The 15,783-nt window shown below is 64.6% G+C and carries 15 protein-coding genes and 3 pseudogenes; 13 read left to right on the forward strand and 5 right to left on the reverse strand.

Features of this window, described 5'->3' with window-relative positions:
- From G6N54_RS21780 to G6N54_RS21790, 3 genes are read left to right on the forward strand one after another with little or no spacing between them, the layout of a single operon-like run.
- Nucleotides 1-1,680: a virulence factor Mce family protein gene (locus tag G6N54_RS21780; RefSeq protein ID WP_163791921.1), complete on the forward strand. Its 1,680-nt coding sequence runs from the start codon at nucleotides 1-3 to the stop codon at nucleotides 1,678-1,680.
- Nucleotides 1,680-2,390 carry a mammalian cell entry protein gene (locus G6N54_RS21785; RefSeq protein WP_163791923.1) on the forward strand — a complete coding sequence of 237 codons (711 nt, stop codon included), beginning with the start codon at nucleotides 1,680-1,682 and terminating at the stop codon, nucleotides 2,388-2,390. The genes G6N54_RS21780 and G6N54_RS21785 overlap by 1 nt, the downstream gene beginning before the upstream one ends.
- Complete coding sequence (locus tag G6N54_RS21790) at nucleotides 2,390-2,875, forward strand: mammalian cell entry protein (RefSeq protein ID WP_163791925.1); 486 nt, start codon at nucleotides 2,390-2,392, stop codon at nucleotides 2,873-2,875. Before G6N54_RS21785 ends, G6N54_RS21790 begins: the two co-directional genes overlap by 1 nt.
- Nucleotides 2,876-2,885: 10 nt before the next feature.
- Here G6N54_RS21790 and G6N54_RS21795 read toward each other — a convergent pair.
- From G6N54_RS21795 to G6N54_RS21805, 3 genes and pseudogenes are all read right to left on the reverse strand, one after another.
- A pseudogene (locus tag G6N54_RS21795) lies at nucleotides 2,886-3,463 on the reverse strand (hypothetical protein).
- An 80-nt stretch (nucleotides 3,464-3,543) separates the two neighbouring features.
- Nucleotides 3,544-5,025, reverse strand: a complete 1,482-nt coding sequence (locus tag G6N54_RS21800) for an alpha,alpha-trehalose-phosphate synthase (UDP-forming) (protein WP_163791927.1) — start codon at nucleotides 5,023-5,025, stop codon at nucleotides 3,544-3,546.
- The gene (locus tag G6N54_RS21805) at nucleotides 5,026-5,190 is read right to left on the reverse strand and encodes a hypothetical protein (RefSeq protein WP_163791928.1); all 165 of its coding nucleotides are present in this window, start codon (nucleotides 5,188-5,190) and stop codon (nucleotides 5,026-5,028) included.
- A 583-nt stretch (nucleotides 5,191-5,773) separates the two neighbouring features.
- Here G6N54_RS21805 and G6N54_RS30715 point away from each other — a divergent pair.
- The 5 genes and pseudogenes from G6N54_RS30715 to G6N54_RS21830 all read left to right on the forward strand — a co-directional run.
- Nucleotides 5,774-5,942: pseudogene (locus tag G6N54_RS30715) on the forward strand (DivIVA domain-containing protein); the annotation flags it as partial.
- A 494-nt stretch (nucleotides 5,943-6,436) separates the two neighbouring features.
- On the forward strand, nucleotides 6,437-6,748 hold the full coding sequence (locus G6N54_RS30720) for a hypothetical protein (RefSeq protein ID WP_163787998.1): 312 nt from the start codon (nucleotides 6,437-6,439) through the stop codon (nucleotides 6,746-6,748).
- Nucleotides 6,749-6,857: 109 nt separating this feature from the next.
- Nucleotides 6,858-7,792: pseudogene (locus tag G6N54_RS21820) on the forward strand (enoyl-CoA hydratase).
- A gap of 106 nt (nucleotides 7,793-7,898) precedes the next feature.
- On the forward strand, nucleotides 7,899-8,744 hold the full coding sequence (locus G6N54_RS21825; RefSeq protein WP_163791930.1) for an SDR family oxidoreductase: 846 nt from the start codon (nucleotides 7,899-7,901) through the stop codon (nucleotides 8,742-8,744).
- Nucleotides 8,745-8,759: 15 nt separating this feature from the next.
- The gene (locus G6N54_RS21830; RefSeq protein ID WP_163791932.1) at nucleotides 8,760-9,551 is read left to right on the forward strand and encodes an SDR family NAD(P)-dependent oxidoreductase; all 792 of its coding nucleotides are present in this window, start codon (nucleotides 8,760-8,762) and stop codon (nucleotides 9,549-9,551) included.
- A gap of 6 nt (nucleotides 9,552-9,557) precedes the next feature.
- Here G6N54_RS21830 and G6N54_RS21835 read toward each other — a convergent pair whose 3' ends face one another.
- Nucleotides 9,558-11,135 carry an LCP family protein gene (locus G6N54_RS21835; protein WP_163791934.1) on the reverse strand — a complete coding sequence of 526 codons (1,578 nt, stop codon included), beginning with the start codon at nucleotides 11,133-11,135 and terminating at the stop codon, nucleotides 9,558-9,560.
- Between the two features lie 266 nt (nucleotides 11,136-11,401).
- On the opposite strand from G6N54_RS21835, the gene G6N54_RS21840 reads away from it, so the two are divergent.
- The gene (locus tag G6N54_RS21840) at nucleotides 11,402-12,040 is read left to right on the forward strand and encodes a DUF2510 domain-containing protein (RefSeq protein WP_163791936.1); all 639 of its coding nucleotides are present in this window, start codon (nucleotides 11,402-11,404) and stop codon (nucleotides 12,038-12,040) included.
- 23 nt (nucleotides 12,041-12,063) lie between these two features.
- Here G6N54_RS21840 and G6N54_RS21845 read toward each other — a convergent pair whose 3' ends face one another.
- On the reverse strand, nucleotides 12,064-12,270 hold the full coding sequence (locus G6N54_RS21845; RefSeq protein ID WP_276057019.1) for a hypothetical protein: 207 nt from the start codon (nucleotides 12,268-12,270) through the stop codon (nucleotides 12,064-12,066).
- 121 nt (nucleotides 12,271-12,391) lie between these two features.
- Here G6N54_RS21845 and G6N54_RS21850 point away from each other — a divergent pair, with 121 nt between their 5' ends.
- From G6N54_RS21850 to G6N54_RS21865, 4 genes are all read left to right on the forward strand, one after another.
- Nucleotides 12,392-13,543 carry a TDT family transporter gene (locus G6N54_RS21850; RefSeq protein ID WP_163791941.1) on the forward strand — a complete coding sequence of 384 codons (1,152 nt, stop codon included), beginning with the start codon at nucleotides 12,392-12,394 and terminating at the stop codon, nucleotides 13,541-13,543.
- 190 nt (nucleotides 13,544-13,733) lie between these two features.
- Nucleotides 13,734-14,609 (forward strand): alpha/beta fold hydrolase, encoded by an 876-nt coding sequence (locus tag G6N54_RS21855; protein WP_179969105.1) that lies wholly within the window; start codon nucleotides 13,734-13,736, stop codon nucleotides 14,607-14,609.
- Nucleotides 14,610-14,725: 116 nt separating this feature from the next.
- Nucleotides 14,726-14,944 carry a hypothetical protein gene (locus G6N54_RS21860; protein ID WP_163791942.1) on the forward strand — a complete coding sequence of 73 codons (219 nt, stop codon included), beginning with the start codon at nucleotides 14,726-14,728 and terminating at the stop codon, nucleotides 14,942-14,944.
- 119 nt (nucleotides 14,945-15,063) lie between these two features.
- Nucleotides 15,064-15,666, forward strand: a complete 603-nt coding sequence (locus tag G6N54_RS21865; protein WP_163794882.1) for a S1 family peptidase — start codon at nucleotides 15,064-15,066, stop codon at nucleotides 15,664-15,666.
- Nucleotides 15,667-15,783: the final 117 nt, after the last annotated feature.

Consider the following 15,783-nt stretch of genomic DNA (forward strand, 5'->3'; position numbering starts at 1 on the left):
ATGATAGACAAACTCACCAGGATTCAGCTCTGGATATTCGCGTTGATCACCGCGATCACGCTGACCATCATGGCGATCTTCTATCTGCGGCTGCCCGCGACGTTCGGCATCGGAACCTATCTGGCCAGTGCCGACTTCGTCGCCGGAGGCGGCCTGTACAAGAGCGCAAACGTCACTTATCGGGGAGTCGCGGTCGGCCGGGTGGAGTCGGTGGGGCTGAACCCCAACGGTGTTACCGCCGAAATGCGGCTGAACAGCGGCACTCCCATTCCGTCGAACGTCGTCGCCACCGTGAAGAGTGTCTCGGCGGTCGGTGAGCAATACGTCGACCTGGTGCCGCCCAAGGATCCGGCATCGACCAAGTTGCACAACGGATCTCGGATCGATCGGGCCAACACCCGGATCGGCCAAGATGTTTCCGATCTGTTGAAACGGGCCGAGACGCTGGTCAACAGCCTCGGGGACACCAAGTTACGGGAGCTGTTGCACGAGACATTCCAGGCGGCTAACGGGTCGGGGCCGGAGCTGGCCCGGCTGCTCGAATCGGCCCGGTTACTGGTGGATGAGGCCAACGCCGACTACCCGCAGGTCTCGCAGTTGATCGATCAGGCGGGCCCACTCCTGCAATCCCAGATCCGCGCCGGCGCCGACATCAAGTCGCTGGCAGATGGGTTGGCGCGGTTCACTTCCGAGGTGCAACACGCCGACCCTCAGCTTCGGTCGACGCTGGCGACCGCACCGGACGCAATCGACGAGGCCAACACCGCGTTCACCGGCATCCGCCCCAGTTTCCCCGCGCTGGCCGCCAGCCTCGCCAACCTGGGTCGGGTGGGCGTCATCTACCACAAGTCGATCGAACAACTCCTGGTCGTGCTGCCGGCGCTGTTCGCCGCGATCATCACGATGGCGGGTGGGCCTCCTCTTGACGAGGGCGGCAAGCTGGACTTCAAGCTCGACCTCAACGACCCGCCGCCGTGCGCCGTCGGCTTCCTGCCGCCACCGTTGATGCGTACACCGGCCGACGAGACGGTGCGCGAGCTGCCAAGAGACATGTACTGCAAGGTCGCTCAGAACGATCCGAGCACCGTGCGCGGCGCACGCAACTACCCCTGCCAAGAATTTCCCGGCAAGCGGGCTCCGACGATTCAGCTGTGTCGTGACCCGAAGGGCTATGTTCCGATCGGCCGTAACCCGTGGCGTGGTCCACCGGTCCCGTACAACACGCCCCAGACAAATGGGCTGAACACTTTGCCGCCCAACAAGTTCCCCTACATTCCGCTAGAAGCGGAGCCGGATCCGGGTACTCCGATCGTCGGGCCGCCGCCACCTGGTGTGGTGCCCGGGCCCGGGCCGTTGCCCAACAAGCAGCCCGCCTTCGATCCGCCGCCGCCAAACGACAGCGGGCCGCCGCCGGGCAATCCGTCATGGATGCCGCCGGGCGTCCCGCCGGTGCCGCCCCAGATCCCGTTCCCGAAGTGGCTGCCGCCGCCATCGCCACCACAGGCTATGGGGCCGCCAGTCGCGCCGAGCCTGCCTAACGGCCCCGCGTACACGACCTATGACGAAAGCACCGGAGCATTCCGGGACCCGGCAGGAGGCACTGGTATCTTCGCGGCCGGCGCGAACACGTCCAACGCCGAGAATTGGGAGGACCTGATGCTTGATCCAAGGCCGATGTAGTGGCCTCCGCAGTCAATGGCGACCAAACGACGGCACCGCGTGCCCGTCGCCGGGCGTCGCGCCCGGCAGGTCCGGCGAACAGTGATTCGAGCGCGGTCACCGAGGTTGCGCTCGAGGTTTCGGCCGAAGCTAAGAAGCAACCGGCCAAACGCGTCAAGAACCTCAAGGCGCTCAAGCCGCCACCGCGGCGACGGCCGAATGCGCGCATGGTTGGCTGGGTTTCGTTGGCTGCCGGGCTGCTAGCGATTGGCGCGCTGGCCGGCTGTCTGACCGCCTTGATCGTTTCCCAACGGCACGCCGAGGCGGCGCAGGCCCACGATCAGCACTTCGTCGACACCGCCACGCAGACGGTGCAAAACATGTTCAGCTACAAGCAGGACAACATCGACGACAGCGTGAACCGGTTCTACAACGGCACCAGCGGTCCGCTGCGCGGCATGCTCGGCGCCAACAACAATATCGAAAACCTCAAGGCCCTGTTCCGCTCCACCAATGCGACATCCGAGGCAGTGATCAACGGCGCGGCCCTGGAAGGCATTGACACGGCTACTGATAACGCCTCGGTGTTGGTGTCGGTGCGCGTCACGGTGGCCGATATCGACGGTGTCCACAAGCCGTCGCAGCCGTACCGGCTGCGGGTCATCGTCCACGAGGATGAGCAGGGACACATGACGGGTTATGACCTGAAATATCCCGACGGAGGCAACTGATGCGGCGATGGCTGGTCATCGCCGCGGGGTACCTCGCGGTCGTCGGCATCGTGGGGTTGTCCGCGGCGGCCGGCTGGTTCTACTGGGAACGGGTCGAGATCCGCGGCGAGCAGACGGCACGGGCGGTGCTGCCGCAGCTCGCCGCCAAGGAGGTGCCTGCGGTCTTCGCCTACGACTACCAGACCGTCGAACGCAGCCTCGCCGACGCGTATCCGATGCTGACGCCCGACTATCGTCAGGAATTTCAGAAGAGCGCCAATGCGCAGATCATTCCCGAGGCCAAGAAGCGCGAGGTGGTCGTCCAGGCCAATGTCGTTGGCGTTGGGGTCATGTCAGCAAAGCGGGATTCGGCATCGGTGATGGTGTACATGAACCGGACCGTGACCGATAAGACCCGGCAGCCGCTCTACGACGGCAGCCGGTTACGGGTGGACTTCAAGAAGATCGGCGACAAATGGCTGATCGCCTACATCACGCCGATCTAGCCATCAGCCATCAGTAGCAGATCGCAATGTTGTTGCACTGCATGGGATAACGTTGGATCGGGCTGGGCGGAGGCCCGGTCAGCTGCAGCGAGAACGGTGTTTTTTCATCGCCGGTTCCAAGCCGCAGACCGAACCGTGCATCGTGGTATGCGTGCCGCTCATGGTTTCGTCGCTGAAGGCCCAGGTGTCGGTCGACTGCGCGGTGCCGCCGCCCGGGCATGAGACGCCGTCTGGCTTGTCGACGCCGAAAGTCCACAGCATGCTCGACATTCGGGCCCGGCCGCTGAAGTTCTGCAGCTTGTCGGCGGCGGAGATCTTCTGATCCGTGGCGCTCACGACGTTGAGCGCACATTGCATCGCGAACACGATCGGGTCGGAATAGTCGTTCATGTTCCGGGTTCCGGAGGGCTGATCGCATATTGCCGTGACGGTCCAGGTGACCCCCGAGACGCCCGCCTCGTTGTAGTGGTAGGTCCCGTCCGCCGGAGGGCCCAGAGCGCGTGCCGGATTGCCCGATTCCAGCGCGATTCCTATTGCCACCGCTGAGAAGACGCCGGCTCCTGCGGCCAGCGCGCGACGCATTTTCACAGTGCCCTCCCTTCCGGTCTTCCCTTTAGCTGCATCGAGTATCACAGCGTTTCGGCGTCAACACCATGGGTCGGTTGCCGTTATTTCGTGCCCGGTGGATGCGCCTCGGCGAGCGCATCGAGAAACGACCGCGCCCAGCGGTCCACGTCATGAGCGAGCACCTGGCGCCGCAACGACCGCATCCGTCGGCGGCCCTCGTCGGCCGGCTGGTTCAGCGCTGCCTCGATCGCGTCCTTGACGCCCTCCAGGTCGTGCGGGTTGACCAGGTAAGCCTGTCGCAATTCGGCTGCGGCGCCGGTGAATTCGGACAGAACGAGCGCACCGCCGAGATCGCTGCGGCAGGCGACATACTCCTTGGCTACCAGATTCATGCCGTCCCGCAGCGGGGTGACCAGCATGACGTCGCTGGCCACGAAGAACGCGATGAGTTCGTCGCGGGGAACCGACCGATGGATGTAATGCACCACCGGATGGCCGACTTCGGCGTATTCGCCGTTGATGTGGCCGACCTGGCGTTCGATTTCGTCGCGCAGCAGCTGATAGCTCTCCACGCGTTCGCGGCTGGGGGTGGCCAGCTGGACGAGCACCGTGTCGTCGCGTTTGATGCGTTCCTCGGAGAGCAGTTCGGAAAAGGCCTTCAACCGAACGTCGATGCCCTTGGTGTAGTCGAGCCGGTCGACACCCAGCAGGATCTTGCGCGGGTTGCCCAACTCTGTGCGGAGCTCTTTGGCGTGGCGCCGGATGTCGCGATGCTTGGCCACCCCGTCGAGAGTGCCGGAGTCGATCGAGATCGGAAAGGCACCCACTCGCACGCTGCGGGATTCCAGTTGCACCTCGCCGAACCGCGACCGCACACCGACGGCTCCACGGGAGGTATTGGCGCTGAGCAGTTGTCGGGAAAGAAACAGGAAATTCTGGGCGCCACCGACGAGGTGGAAGCCGACCAGGTCGGCACCGAGCAGGCCTTCGATGATCTCGGTGCGCCATGGCAACTGCATGAACAGCTCGACGGGCGGGAACGGGATGTGCAGGAAGAAGCCGATCGTCAGGTCGGGGCGCAGCGTGCGCAGCATCTTGGGGACCAGCTGCAATTGGTAGTCCTGCACCCACACCGTCGCGCCGTCGGCCGCGGCGCGGGAGGTGGCTTCGGCGAAGCGTTGGTTGACCTCGACGTAGCGATCCCACCATTCCCGGTGGTAGATCGGCTTGACAATGACGTCGTGGTACAGCGGCCACAGGGTCGCGTTCGAGAATCCCTCGTAGTACTGGGCGACGTCGTCGGCGGACAGGCGCACCGGGTAGAGCTGTAGTTCGTCCTGGGCGATGGGCTCGTCGTCGACGTCGACTTCCTCGTCGACCACCCCGGGCCAGCCGACCCACGCCCCGCTGCGTTTGCGCAGCAGCGGCTCCAGGGCCGTCACCAACCCCCCGGGGCTACGCTTCCAGGCCGTGGAGCCGTCGGGGAGCCGCTCCAAATCGACCGGTAGCCGATTGGCGACCACCACAAAGTCGGAATTCCCGACATGTGCAGCCTTCGAGCTCGGGCCTCCCCGGGAAGCCATTTATGCGTCGAGTTTCGCCGGTCCAATACCGAGCATGGACAAGAAAACGCGGCACTCGTCGGCGTCGTTGGCGTGCGCGGCGACGACCCGCCTGGCCTGGTTGGCGGTGCTGTCGGCCAGCGGCTCGACATCGCCGATTTCGCCAGGATCAGATTTTGTAGGCATGGCACAACTCTATGCGACGCCGATATTCGCCCGCAGCCGTCTGCTGCGGCGCGGAGCCTGCCAGCCCGTAGGACCCGGTTTACCGATGCCGCACACCTGGCCGAAATCTATGTGCGGTCATTTGTTCGTGCAAGGCACCGGAATTGTTAACAAATACCGAATCTTCCTGGGCGAGACGCCGTATCGGGCCTCGCGCCCGAGGGCCGAGCAAGGTGGCCGGATTTAAACCCGAAGATTCGCTTTCATCGGTGTTTCCGCGAGGCGTCCTGGCGAATGTTTGCGAGGCCCCGGCGCCCGGCGTCCGGCGGAGTCCGTGCGGGTCTCAATTGACGTTCGGGTAACTCGGTCTAGGCGGGTCGAAGCCACGGTGATCATGGTCTCGACGTGGAAAGATTCTGTTACACCATGGTGTCGAGAGGTTGCGTCGCGGTAGCCTGCAAGGGGCCGCACCTGTCTGTCTACTGACGGATGTCCAGTTGTTCAAAGGCAAACCAGGATGTCATCACGACAAACGAATTATCCTAAGCCGCAGTGCGCCGAACTTTGGCGTTGCGCTGACGTCTAAGACTTCGGGAGAAGAACAATGGCTCTCACCCCGGCCGATGTTCACAATGTCGCGTTCTCTCGGGCGCGCATTGGTAAGCGTGGCTACAGCGAGCAAGAAGTCGACCTGTTCATCGACCTGGTTGAGCAAGAGCTGATCCGCCACATCGAAGAGGACGCCGAACTCCGGCACCGCAACGCCGAGCTCCGCAATCGCGATGGTGGGCTCAAGAAGCGAGAAGCCGAGCTCGCCCAGCGCGAAGCCATTCTGCACGAGCAGCAAGGTGAAATCCGCAGGCAAGAAGTGGAAATTCGCAAGCACGAGGATCAGCTTCGCCACCAGGAGGCCCAGCTCGCCCATCGGGGAACGCCGCTTCCGCAGCAGGTCGCTCAGCTTCGCTATCGGGAAGCCCAGGTCGCGCAGCGCGAGGCCCAATTCGCCCAGCACGAAGCCGAGGTCGCGCAGCACGAAGCCCAGCTCGCCCAGCGGGAGTCCCAGCTTCGCCGCCGGGAAGCCGAGCTCAACCAGTGGGAATCCGAACTTCGCCAGCAGGAAGCCGAGTTCGAGCAGCACGAAGCCCGACTCGCCCAGCGGGAATCGGAGATAGAACACCACGAAGCCGAGCTGCACCACCTGCTGGAACAGCCGCATGCGGTCGCCTCCGGCGCAGAGGCCGCGGCGGGCCAGGTAGCGCGACAGCAATTGCGAGCGGTACCGCCGCCGGTCGCGGTCAACGGGGTAGCGCACCTCGAGGAGACGCGCACGGTCGCCGCTGTGCACGGACGGCACGACATGGAGCGGATGGCGATCCGGGCGGTCACCGACACGCTCGGCAACACGGTGACCGAGACCGTGCACGAACGGACCCGCCGCAGCGACGGCACCCCGGCGGTTGCCTCCGACGATTCGACCGAGCTCGATCAGTTGAAGGAAGAGAACGCGGAACTGGCCCGCTCCCAGGGCTTGCTCAAATCCGCGGCCGCCCTCCTCGCGGCCGCACTCGACCGGCCGTAGCCCGGCCGGCCCTCGCTCGGCGGGCGGCGGCCAACCCAATTCCAGGTTGCTTACACGCTCGCCGTAATGTGTAAACAAGGCGTATTCAACGACGAACGAGGTGGGCCGAATGACAGTCTCCGAGGAAGCCGACGCCGCGGCGGCCAACGCCAGCGCTAACGAGCTGGTGGCCTACGAGACCCTCGACGAGGGTCGCATAGCGCGGATTTGGCTGAACCGGCCCGAGGCCCGCAATGCGCAGAGCCGCGGCCTGTTGGTCCAGCTCGACGAGGCGTTCGGCCGGGCCGAGGCCGACGACACCGTGCGTGTGGTGATCCTGGCGGCGCGCGGAGGAACTTCTCCGCCGGCCACGACTTGGGCTCCGAGCAGGCGCTGGCCGAACGCGCCCCCGGGCCGGGACAGCACCCGACCTTCCGTTCTCACGGCGCGACTTACGAGCCGATCATGGAGAAGCTTTACCACCAGGAGTGGCACTTCTTCTTCGAAAACACCTGCCGCTGGCGCGATCTGCGCAAGATCACGATCGCCCAGGTGCAGGGCAACGCGATCTCAGCTGGCCTGATGCTGATCTGGGCATGCGATCTGATCGTCGCGGCCGACAACGCGAAGTTCAGCGATGTCGTCGCCGTCCGGCTCGGCATGCCCGGCGTCGAATACTATGCTCACCCATGGGAATTCGGTCCGCGAAAGGCCAAAGAACTTCTGCTGACCGGTGATTCGATCGATGCCGACGAGGCCCATCGGCTCGGTATGGTTTCCAAGGTCTTCCCGGCCGACGAATTAGAGGAAAAGACACTGGAATTCGCGCGACGTGTCGCCGAGCGGCCCACGATGGCGTCGCTGTTGATCAAGGATTCGGTCAACGCCGCCTCCGACGCGATGGGTTACACCGAGGCGCTGCGCCACGCATTCCACGTCCACCTGCTGGGCCACGCACACTGGGCGGCGTTCAACGAGAACAGGTGGCCGGTCGGCCAGCCGCCGCACGTCGAGGACTGGCGTGCGGCGAAGCCGACCAAGGTCGCGCGCCGTGATACGCCGTAGCAATTTCGGCAGGCTTCTCGCCTAACGAGACCCGGGGTAGCGATATTCCGGGCGGGTGCTGCATGCTTCTATGGCTAGAACCTGTTCCAGTTTGAGAGGGCCCCGCGTGCAGCTATCTTTCGAAGACCGGACGTATTTGATCACCGGCGGCGGCAGCGGCATCGGTAAGGGTGTGGCCGCCGGGCTGGCCGTCGCCGGGGCTTCCGTCATGATCGTCGGCCGCAATGCCGACCGTTTGGCGGGCGCCGTCGAGGAGGTCCAGGCGCTGGCCGATAGTGCCGGTAAGGGCGGCGCGATCCGCTACGAGCCCGCCGACGTCACCAACGAGGACGAGGTGTCCCGTGCGGTCGACGCCGCAACCGCATGGCACGGTCGGCTGCACGGCGCGGTGCATTGCGCGGGCGGCTCGCTTACCATCGGGCCGATCACTCACACCGACTCGGAGTCGTGGCGAAACACCGTGGACCTCAACGTCAACGGCACCATGTACGTGCTCAAGCACGTCGGGCGTGAGTTGGTGCGCGGCGGCGGCGGATCGTTCGTCGGAATCTCGTCGATCGCGGCCAGCAACACGCACCGGTGGTTCGGGCCCTACGGCGTCACCAAGTCGGCGATCGACCACATGATGATGTTGGCCGCCGACGAACTCGGGCCGTCCTGGGTACGCGTCAACAGCGTCCGTCCCGGCCTGATCCGCACCGATCTGGTGGACGCCGCCGTGATTCAGTCGCCGGAGATCAGCGGCGACTATGCGCTGTGTACGCCGCTGCCGCGGTGCGGTGAAGTCGAGGACGTGGCCAACCTGGTCCTGTTCCTGCTCAGCGACGCGGCTGCCTGGATCACCGGACAGTGCATCAACGTCGACGGCGGCCATATTTTGCGTCGCGGCCCGGACTACTCCTCGATGATGGTGCAGATGTTCGGCGAGGACGCGCTACGCGGAGTGGTTTAACCCAGGAGAAGCAAGATGAACAGACTCGAGGGCAAACGGATCCTGGTGACGGGCGCCGCATCGGGGATCGGGCAGGCCACCGCGTTGCGGTTGCTGCGCGAGGGGGCCAGCGTCGTGGCCGCCGATATCTCCGCCGACGGTCTGAGCACCACCCAGGCCGGCGCCGACGAGGCAGCGACGGCGCAGCGACTCACCACGATGCCGATCGATGTCGGTGACGAGGATTCGGTGATCGACGGCGTGTGCTGGGCGGTCGAGAAGCTCGGCGGCCTGGATTCCGTGGTCAACGCGGCCGGCATCCTGCGCGCGTCGCACACCCACGAGACCACACTCGATCAGTGGAATCAGATCATCAACGTCAACCTGACCGGTACCTTCCTGGTGGTCCGGGAAGCGCTGCCGTCACTATTGGCGAATTCGCGCAGCGCGATCGTGAACTTCAGCTCGACCTCGGCGTCGTTCGCCCATCCGTATATGGCGGCCTACGCCGCGAGCAAGGGTGGAATCCAGGCCTTCACCCATTCCCTGGCGCTGGAGTACGCGAAGGACGGTCTGCGGGCGGCGTGCGTCGCGCCGGGCAGCATCAAATCCGGGATCACCGATGCCACCGGCGGATACATCCCGAAGGACGCGGATTGGTCGTTGTTTCCCCGGCTGATGCCGATCCTGCCGACCACGACGGAATCCAGCGGCGCGGGAATGGCCGGACCCGAAGCCGTCGCCGGCGTGATCGCCATGTTGGTGTCCGACGACGGAGCCTGGATCACGGGCACCGAAATTCGAATGGACGGCGGCACACACGCTTGAGCGCGGCTAGTTGACGCAGGGCACTCCGCCGCCGTCGATCGGTTTGCCCTGATCGGGTGTCGGGTAGGTGCTGGTGCCGTAGCCGTAGTTCCAGCTGCTCTTGTTTGACGTCGTGGTCGACGACGAGGACGACGAATAAGAATCGTCGTCCATGGATTCGTCCAGCGTCGGCATCGTGAAGTTGGTGTCGACGGTCACGCGGACGTGTCCCGGCTGCAGCGTGGAATCGGGCTGGGTCGGTGTATCCAGGTTCAGCAGGCCGGCGATATTGCGGGCGTCGGTTTCGGCGCCCGCGCCGTACTGGACGGACGCGGTGCTCGGGTCGAACCAGGTGCGGTCGCGGGCCTGAACCGAGGTGTAGCCGTACTTTTTCAGGCCGTGGGACACCTGGCTGGCCAGACCGCTCGTGGTCCCGACGTTGACCACGTCGATGGCGGTGGACGGATTCGGCTTGGCGGCGGTCGTCGGCGATGAGCTGGTCGACGAATCGATACCGATCGCGGCCGCCACCTCGGCCTTGATCGCCGCCGGGTCGACGATGTTGACGTCTAGGCCGTTGATGTTGTCGTAGCGGACCACCGGCAGTGTCCGGAACTCCACCTGGTTTGCCGCAGCGCTTCCGGCGATTTCGCCCATGCGGCGGAACATGTCCTCGTCCCAGCCGGCCGACAGTACGACGTCCTTGCGGGCCACCGCCATCAGGCTCTTCATCTTGTCCAGGTTGGTGAAGGTGCCCGCATCTTGCAGCTCACGCATGACCGACGAAATGAATGCCTGCTGCCGATGGGTACGATCCAGGTCGCCGTTGTCCAGGCCATGACGTTGCCGGACGAAGGCCAGCGCCTCGGAGGCATCCAGTCGTTGCGGCCCAGCCGGGAAATCAGCGCCGGAGTAGGAGTCCTCGACGGCGTGGTTGAGGCAGACGTTCACACCGCCCAGGCTCTGTGCCAGATCGTAGAAGCCGGCCAAGTTGACTTCGGCGAAATAGTCGATCGGAACGCCGGTCAGGCTGCGCACCGCGCGCAAGGTCGCCGCCCGGGCGGCTTCACGGCCCTTTTTCTCGAGCTCTTTTTGGCTGCTTACACCCTGGTTGATGAGCTTCTGGGCGACGTACTGCTTGGTGAGGCCGTACGCCTCTTTGATCTTGATGTGGTTGTACCCCGGAACGCCGTTGAACGGCACCCAGTCGTCCCGGGGGATCGAGAAGGCGACCACTTTGTTGTCGGCGCCGACGTGCACGAGTATCAGGGTATTGGTGTTGTAGCCACCGTCATCGGAGTCGCCGGCGTGCAGCTGCTTCAGGATCGAATTGGGGAGGTCGTTGCCGTCTTGGTCTTTTCGTGAGTCCAGCCCGATCAGCAGGATGTTCATGTTGTCGCCGCTGGATCGCGGATCCTCGGGGGTCAGGGCTTCCGAGACGGTGATTCCGCCCAGCGCGCCGTGCGCCACGTAGTAGCCCGCGCCGGTCATCAATACTGCTGCGGTCGACACCAGCGTCATGAACGCCCGTGTCACCCCCCTGCGCAGCGGCGAGGGCTGGCGAACCGCTCGATGGCGGCGATGTGCGCCGCCGGAGCGTGCCATCAGAGACCTTGACCCTTCACCCGCGCACGACTCGACTCCGCGTCGGCGGTTTGCGGTGATCGGGCGAAAAGCATGAGGTCAAGTATGCGGTAGCTTGCTGTGAAGCCCCCAACCAAGGTGGCCGCGAACGGCTCACTGTGGCCCTTCTCACGCCGAGGAATCGCCCGAATTGCCGCCCCAAATCTTTCCGCTACCAGCATGTTTTGGCTAATATGCGTCGAGCTTGGCGGTTCGCAGGCGTCGCGGGCCGGCCTCAGGAGGAAAACATGGCCGTCGAGATCGATGCCGACTCGTCACCGGACGGAGACACTGCCGACCCGGAGGCTCCTGAGCACGGCTTACGGCGGGTCTGGCAGGACATCCCGCCGGGTCTGCGCACGGTGATACCCCTGGTTCTGTTGGTGGCCGTGGTGATCGTCGGTTTCTACAACTGGGTGCGGCCTTCACGCGACGATTGGTCGCATTTGCCGGACCGACTTATTTGCCAGATGCAGTCGGTGACCAGGCCACCGCCCGCGCTCACCGTGGACTCGGTCGGTGTCACCCATCCTCGGGCCGACGTGCTGCAGCTCGCGGTGCACTTCTCTCAACCGCTGCCGGCGGCGCCGGGCTACCAATTGACCTACCACCTCGCCAACAACGGCAGCGCGTTCGCCGTGCTCGATCAGCGGCCGGGCACCGACGAGTTGGTGATCCGCAACATCCGATCCGACGCTGCCGACATCGGAAGCGATCCCGGCACACACGCCAGACGGACGGCACCCGACACCGTCGAGATGATGCTGAACCTCACGAAATTCGGTATCCAGAAGGACTTCGTGAACCCAGCGCTTACGGTTTTATCTCAGCTCGACGCGCCGTCCGAAGAGCAGCTGACGTACGCGTTGCAGGTTTGCCACGGATAACGAAAGCTGTTGCAGCACAGCGTCTAGCGCACGTTTTCGAGGTCCTCGCCCGAATGGTAGAAGACCCGAATATTCGAACCGGTGGCGATTTCCGCGAGATATATGCCGAGCGGTTCGACCTCGTAGTAATAGTGAATGTGGCCCTGCTTGTCCAATGTCGTCGCGCACGTGAGGCCCGGCGCACCGCATCGCTGTTTGGTCGGAAGCGCGAGCACACCGATTACCAGCATGACGATGATCGCGACCACGATTCGGGCTCTGTTCACGGTCTGCCTCGTTTGCACGGAGTACGTCACCGATGGAGTGTAAGCGCAACCTTGAGCAATCCCGGGGAAGTAGGGTCTGTCAGCTATGACGCGTGCAACCTCTGACAACTCTCCGCCGTCGCATACTCGCGTCGAGATGCTCGGCAATATCGGGCCCAATTGGTTTGCCTCGGTAATGGGGACAGGAATCGTTGCTATCGGTGGCGCGACGCTGCCATTCCATATTGTGGGCCTGCGCGCGTTCGCGGAAGCGGTGTGGGTCATCGCCGCCGCGCTGCTGGCGTTGCTGATCGTTTTGGTTGGCGGTCACTGGTTGCTGCACCCGACGGTAGCGCGCGGGCATGCCCGCAATCCGCAAATGGCCCATTTCTATGGCGCCGCGCCAATGGCGCTGATGACGGTCGGCGGGGGAGCGATCGTGGTGGGCAAGGATCTGATCGGCGCGCGCATCGGCGTCGACCTGGACTGGGTGCTGTGGACCGCTGGAACCCTCGGCGGGCTGTTCACCTCGGTCACCATCCCGTTTTTGATGTTCACCCAGCACGACGTCGAACCCGACGCGGCGTTCGGCGGGTGGTTGATGCCCGTGGTTCCGCCGATGGTGACCGCGGCGACGGGGGCGATGCTGTTGCCGCACATAGCCGCGGGCACCGGCCGTCAGACCATGCTCTATTTCTGTTATGCGATGTTCGGGTTGTCGTTGCTGGCCTCGTTCAACATCATCGCGATGATCTGGAGCCGGCTGGTGCTGTATGGCACTTCGGGCACCGCGCGAGTGCCGACACTCTGGATCGTGTTGGGTCCGCTTGGCCAATCCATCACGGCCGCAGGACTTCTCGGTACGGCCGCGTTGCACGGCTCCATCGACCACGACGTGGCCGGGAATCTCAATGCGTTCGCGATTCTGTATGGAGTTCCGGTGTGGGGCTTCGCGGTGTTGTGGATCGCGCTGGCCACCGCGCTTACCGTGCGGACGTTGCGGCGCGGGATGCCGTTTGCGCTGACGTGGTGGAGCCTGACGTTCCCAGTCGGTACCTTCGTGACTGGGACTTCGCAACTTGCCGCCCACACGCATCTGCCAGCCTTCAAGGTGGCCGCGGCCATCGCCTATGCCGGTCTGCTCTTCACCTGGTTGTTGGTGGCCGTCCGCACCACCCGCGGTAGCCTGCGCGGGAATCTGCTCAAGCTGCCGCCGAGTACCGCACCGATCAAGGCCCACAAGGAGCAGGTGTCCTGAGGGCTTCGGCGGCGGCCCAGCTCGCCGGATTGCGCCGCACCACTGAGGCAGTGATACGAGTACGTCGACGTGGCGACACCGGCCCAATGCACGCGTGGGAGGTGGCGTCGCGCGGCTCGTCGAGTTCTTTCGCGGTGCACACGATTCCCCGGGCGGCAACGACTTAGCGAGGTCGCCTTACCATCTTTTGATGACGACGGCTCCTGAACAGTTCTCCATCTCGGGGATGGGCGGCATTCGCATTGCGGCTGACCGCCAGGGCGATCCGGGTGCGCGGGCGGTGGTGTTTCTGCACGGCGGCGGACAGACGCGGCGCTCCTGGGGCCGCGCGGCCGCAGCGGTCGCCAAACGCGGTTGGCAAGCCGTCACGATCGATTTGCGGGGCCATGGCGAGTCGGACTGGTCCAGCGAAGGCGACTATCGTGTCGCCAGCTTTGCCGCCGATGTCCAAGAGGTGCTGCGGGGCCTGCCCCCGAAACCGGTGCTGGTGGGCGCCTCGCTGGGCGGATTCACCTCGATGCTGTTGGCCGGCGAGATTTCGCTCGGCATCGCCAGTGCCGTCGTTCTTGTCGACATCGTTCCCAACATGGAGCAATCGGGGGCGAATCGCATTCACAGCTTCATGGCAGACCGGGTGGAATCCGGATTCGCCTCGCTGGAGGAAGTCGCCGACGCGATCGCTGAATACAACCCGCACCGGCCCCGGCCAACCGATCTCGAAGGCCTGACCACCAACCTGCGCCGCCGCGGAGACCGTTGGTATTGGCACTGGGATCCCCAATTCATCAGCGGCACTGCGGCTTTCCCGCCGTTCGAGGTTACCGACGCCGATCGCATGCACACCGCCGTCGAGGCAATCTTGCGCAGCGGTGTGCCGATGCTGCTGGTTCGTGGTCAAGTGAGCGACCTGGTCAGCCAGGAGCGCGCCGACGAATTTCTCGCCCGCTTTCCCGAGGTCGAGTTCACGGATGTGCACGGCGCCGGCCACATGGTCGCCGGAGATCGCAACGACGTATTCGCCGGGGCCGTCCTGGATTTCCTGTCCCGCCACGTCGACACGGAATAGCGCCTCCGCCGTTCGAGCTGAACCGCCATCACGAGCAGCGTACGGGTATCGCCAATATTTGTTCCGATACCAACACCGCCGGCGGCGCGACCAGATCGTCGGCACCACCGGATGGGATGGCCGCGGGCGCTACCTTGCCCGGGCCGGAGCGACGCGACGGCCGCCCGGGGATCATCGACCGGGTCTGCGTCGCCGAGTGGATCGCCGGCTCGACGAATGGGAGCGGCGAGGAAGTCCTGGCGCTGCTCACCGGCGTCAGGAGCGCGGCGCACGATCGCATCGATCCTTCCTGCGATCGCCCGCCGTCGGCGACCTGGGCCGGTGCAAACTCCTAACAGCGGTCCGCCGCGCTCTGACCAGCTACGAGTCGACTCCGGCTGGTAGCATCCTGGCCCGACAAGAGGAGAGCGGCGTGGATAAAACGCGGTTGCGGTGGCTGATTCTGTTTGTTGCCATGCCGATGGCGGCGACGATGTTTGCGAATACGGCTGCGGCAGAGGCGCCGCCGACGCCGGGCGTGCAGGTCGAAGATGAAAGAGCAACGTGCACAGCGGGTTTCGCTGCCCAGGGTGATGATGGCAGCTACTATTTGCTGACCAGTGGTCACTGCGATGCGCACGACGGTTCGATATGGACCTACGGCCCGAGCATCCCGCTCGGGCCGATCACCGCCAGCGAGGAAGAAGGCGACAAGCGCGACGCCGCCATCATCCGTCTCGACCCTGCTGTCGGTGTGCCATCAGGTGGCGTCGGCGGTTTGCCGGTGCGAGATGTGTTGGGCAGCAGCCAACTTAAGGTGGGTACTCCCTTCTGCAAGCTGGGGGCGGTCACGGGAGAGACCTGCGGCTCGATCACCCATATCGACGGCAACGTGGTCGAAGCCAGCGTGTTCAGTCTGGGTGGCGACAGCGGCAGTCCCGGGTACGTGAAGAACGACGACGGCAGCGTGAGCGCGGTTGGTCTCTTGATGTCCTCACCCGACGGCGACGACAACACCACGTACTTCACCCTCGTACAGCCGCTGCTGGGCAAGTGGGGAATCCGCATCCTGCCGTGACGAGTGTCGACCAACTGGCCCTGCGGGAATTGCGGTTTTGCAGCGCTCGCTAATGGGTACAAGCCGGTCCGGTGTCTTCCGCGCGGCCCCATGCTGCCCGGTAGGGTCCGTAGGTGT

Origin of the sequence: Mycobacterium stomatepiae, assembly GCF_010731715.1 — a bacterium.
Taxonomy (GTDB): Bacteria; Actinomycetota; Actinomycetes; order Mycobacteriales; family Mycobacteriaceae; genus Mycobacterium; species Mycobacterium stomatepiae.

Excerpts from the sequence above, each read along its gene's own strand:
- G6N54_RS21780 (WP_163791921.1), top strand. The coding sequence starts at position 1 with ATGATAGACAAACTCACCAGGATTCAGCTCTGGATATTCGCGTTGATC.
- G6N54_RS21790 (WP_163791925.1), top strand. The coding sequence starts at position 2,390 with ATGCGGCGATGGCTGGTCATCGCCGCGGGGTACCTCGCGGTCGTCGGC.
- G6N54_RS21800 (WP_163791927.1), bottom strand. The coding sequence starts at position 5,025 with ATGGCTTCCCGGGGAGGCCCGAGCTCGAAGGCTGCACATGTCGGGAAT.
- G6N54_RS21805 (WP_163791928.1), bottom strand. The coding sequence starts at position 5,190 with ATGCCTACAAAATCTGATCCTGGCGAAATCGGCGATGTCGAGCCGCTG.
- G6N54_RS21830 (WP_163791932.1), top strand. The coding sequence starts at position 8,760 with ATGAACAGACTCGAGGGCAAACGGATCCTGGTGACGGGCGCCGCATCG.
- G6N54_RS21835 (WP_163791934.1), bottom strand. The coding sequence starts at position 11,135 with ATGGCACGCTCCGGCGGCGCACATCGCCGCCATCGAGCGGTTCGCCAG.
- G6N54_RS21840 (WP_163791936.1), top strand. The coding sequence starts at position 11,402 with ATGGCCGTCGAGATCGATGCCGACTCGTCACCGGACGGAGACACTGCC.
- G6N54_RS21845 (WP_276057019.1), bottom strand. The coding sequence starts at position 12,270 with ATGCTGGTAATCGGTGTGCTCGCGCTTCCGACCAAACAGCGATGCGGT.
- G6N54_RS21850 (WP_163791941.1), top strand. The coding sequence starts at position 12,392 with ATGACGCGTGCAACCTCTGACAACTCTCCGCCGTCGCATACTCGCGTC.
- G6N54_RS21855 (WP_179969105.1), top strand. The coding sequence starts at position 13,734 with ATGACGACGGCTCCTGAACAGTTCTCCATCTCGGGGATGGGCGGCATT.
- G6N54_RS21860 (WP_163791942.1), top strand. The coding sequence starts at position 14,726 with ATGGCCGCGGGCGCTACCTTGCCCGGGCCGGAGCGACGCGACGGCCGC.
- G6N54_RS21865 (WP_163794882.1), top strand. The coding sequence starts at position 15,064 with ATGCCGATGGCGGCGACGATGTTTGCGAATACGGCTGCGGCAGAGGCG.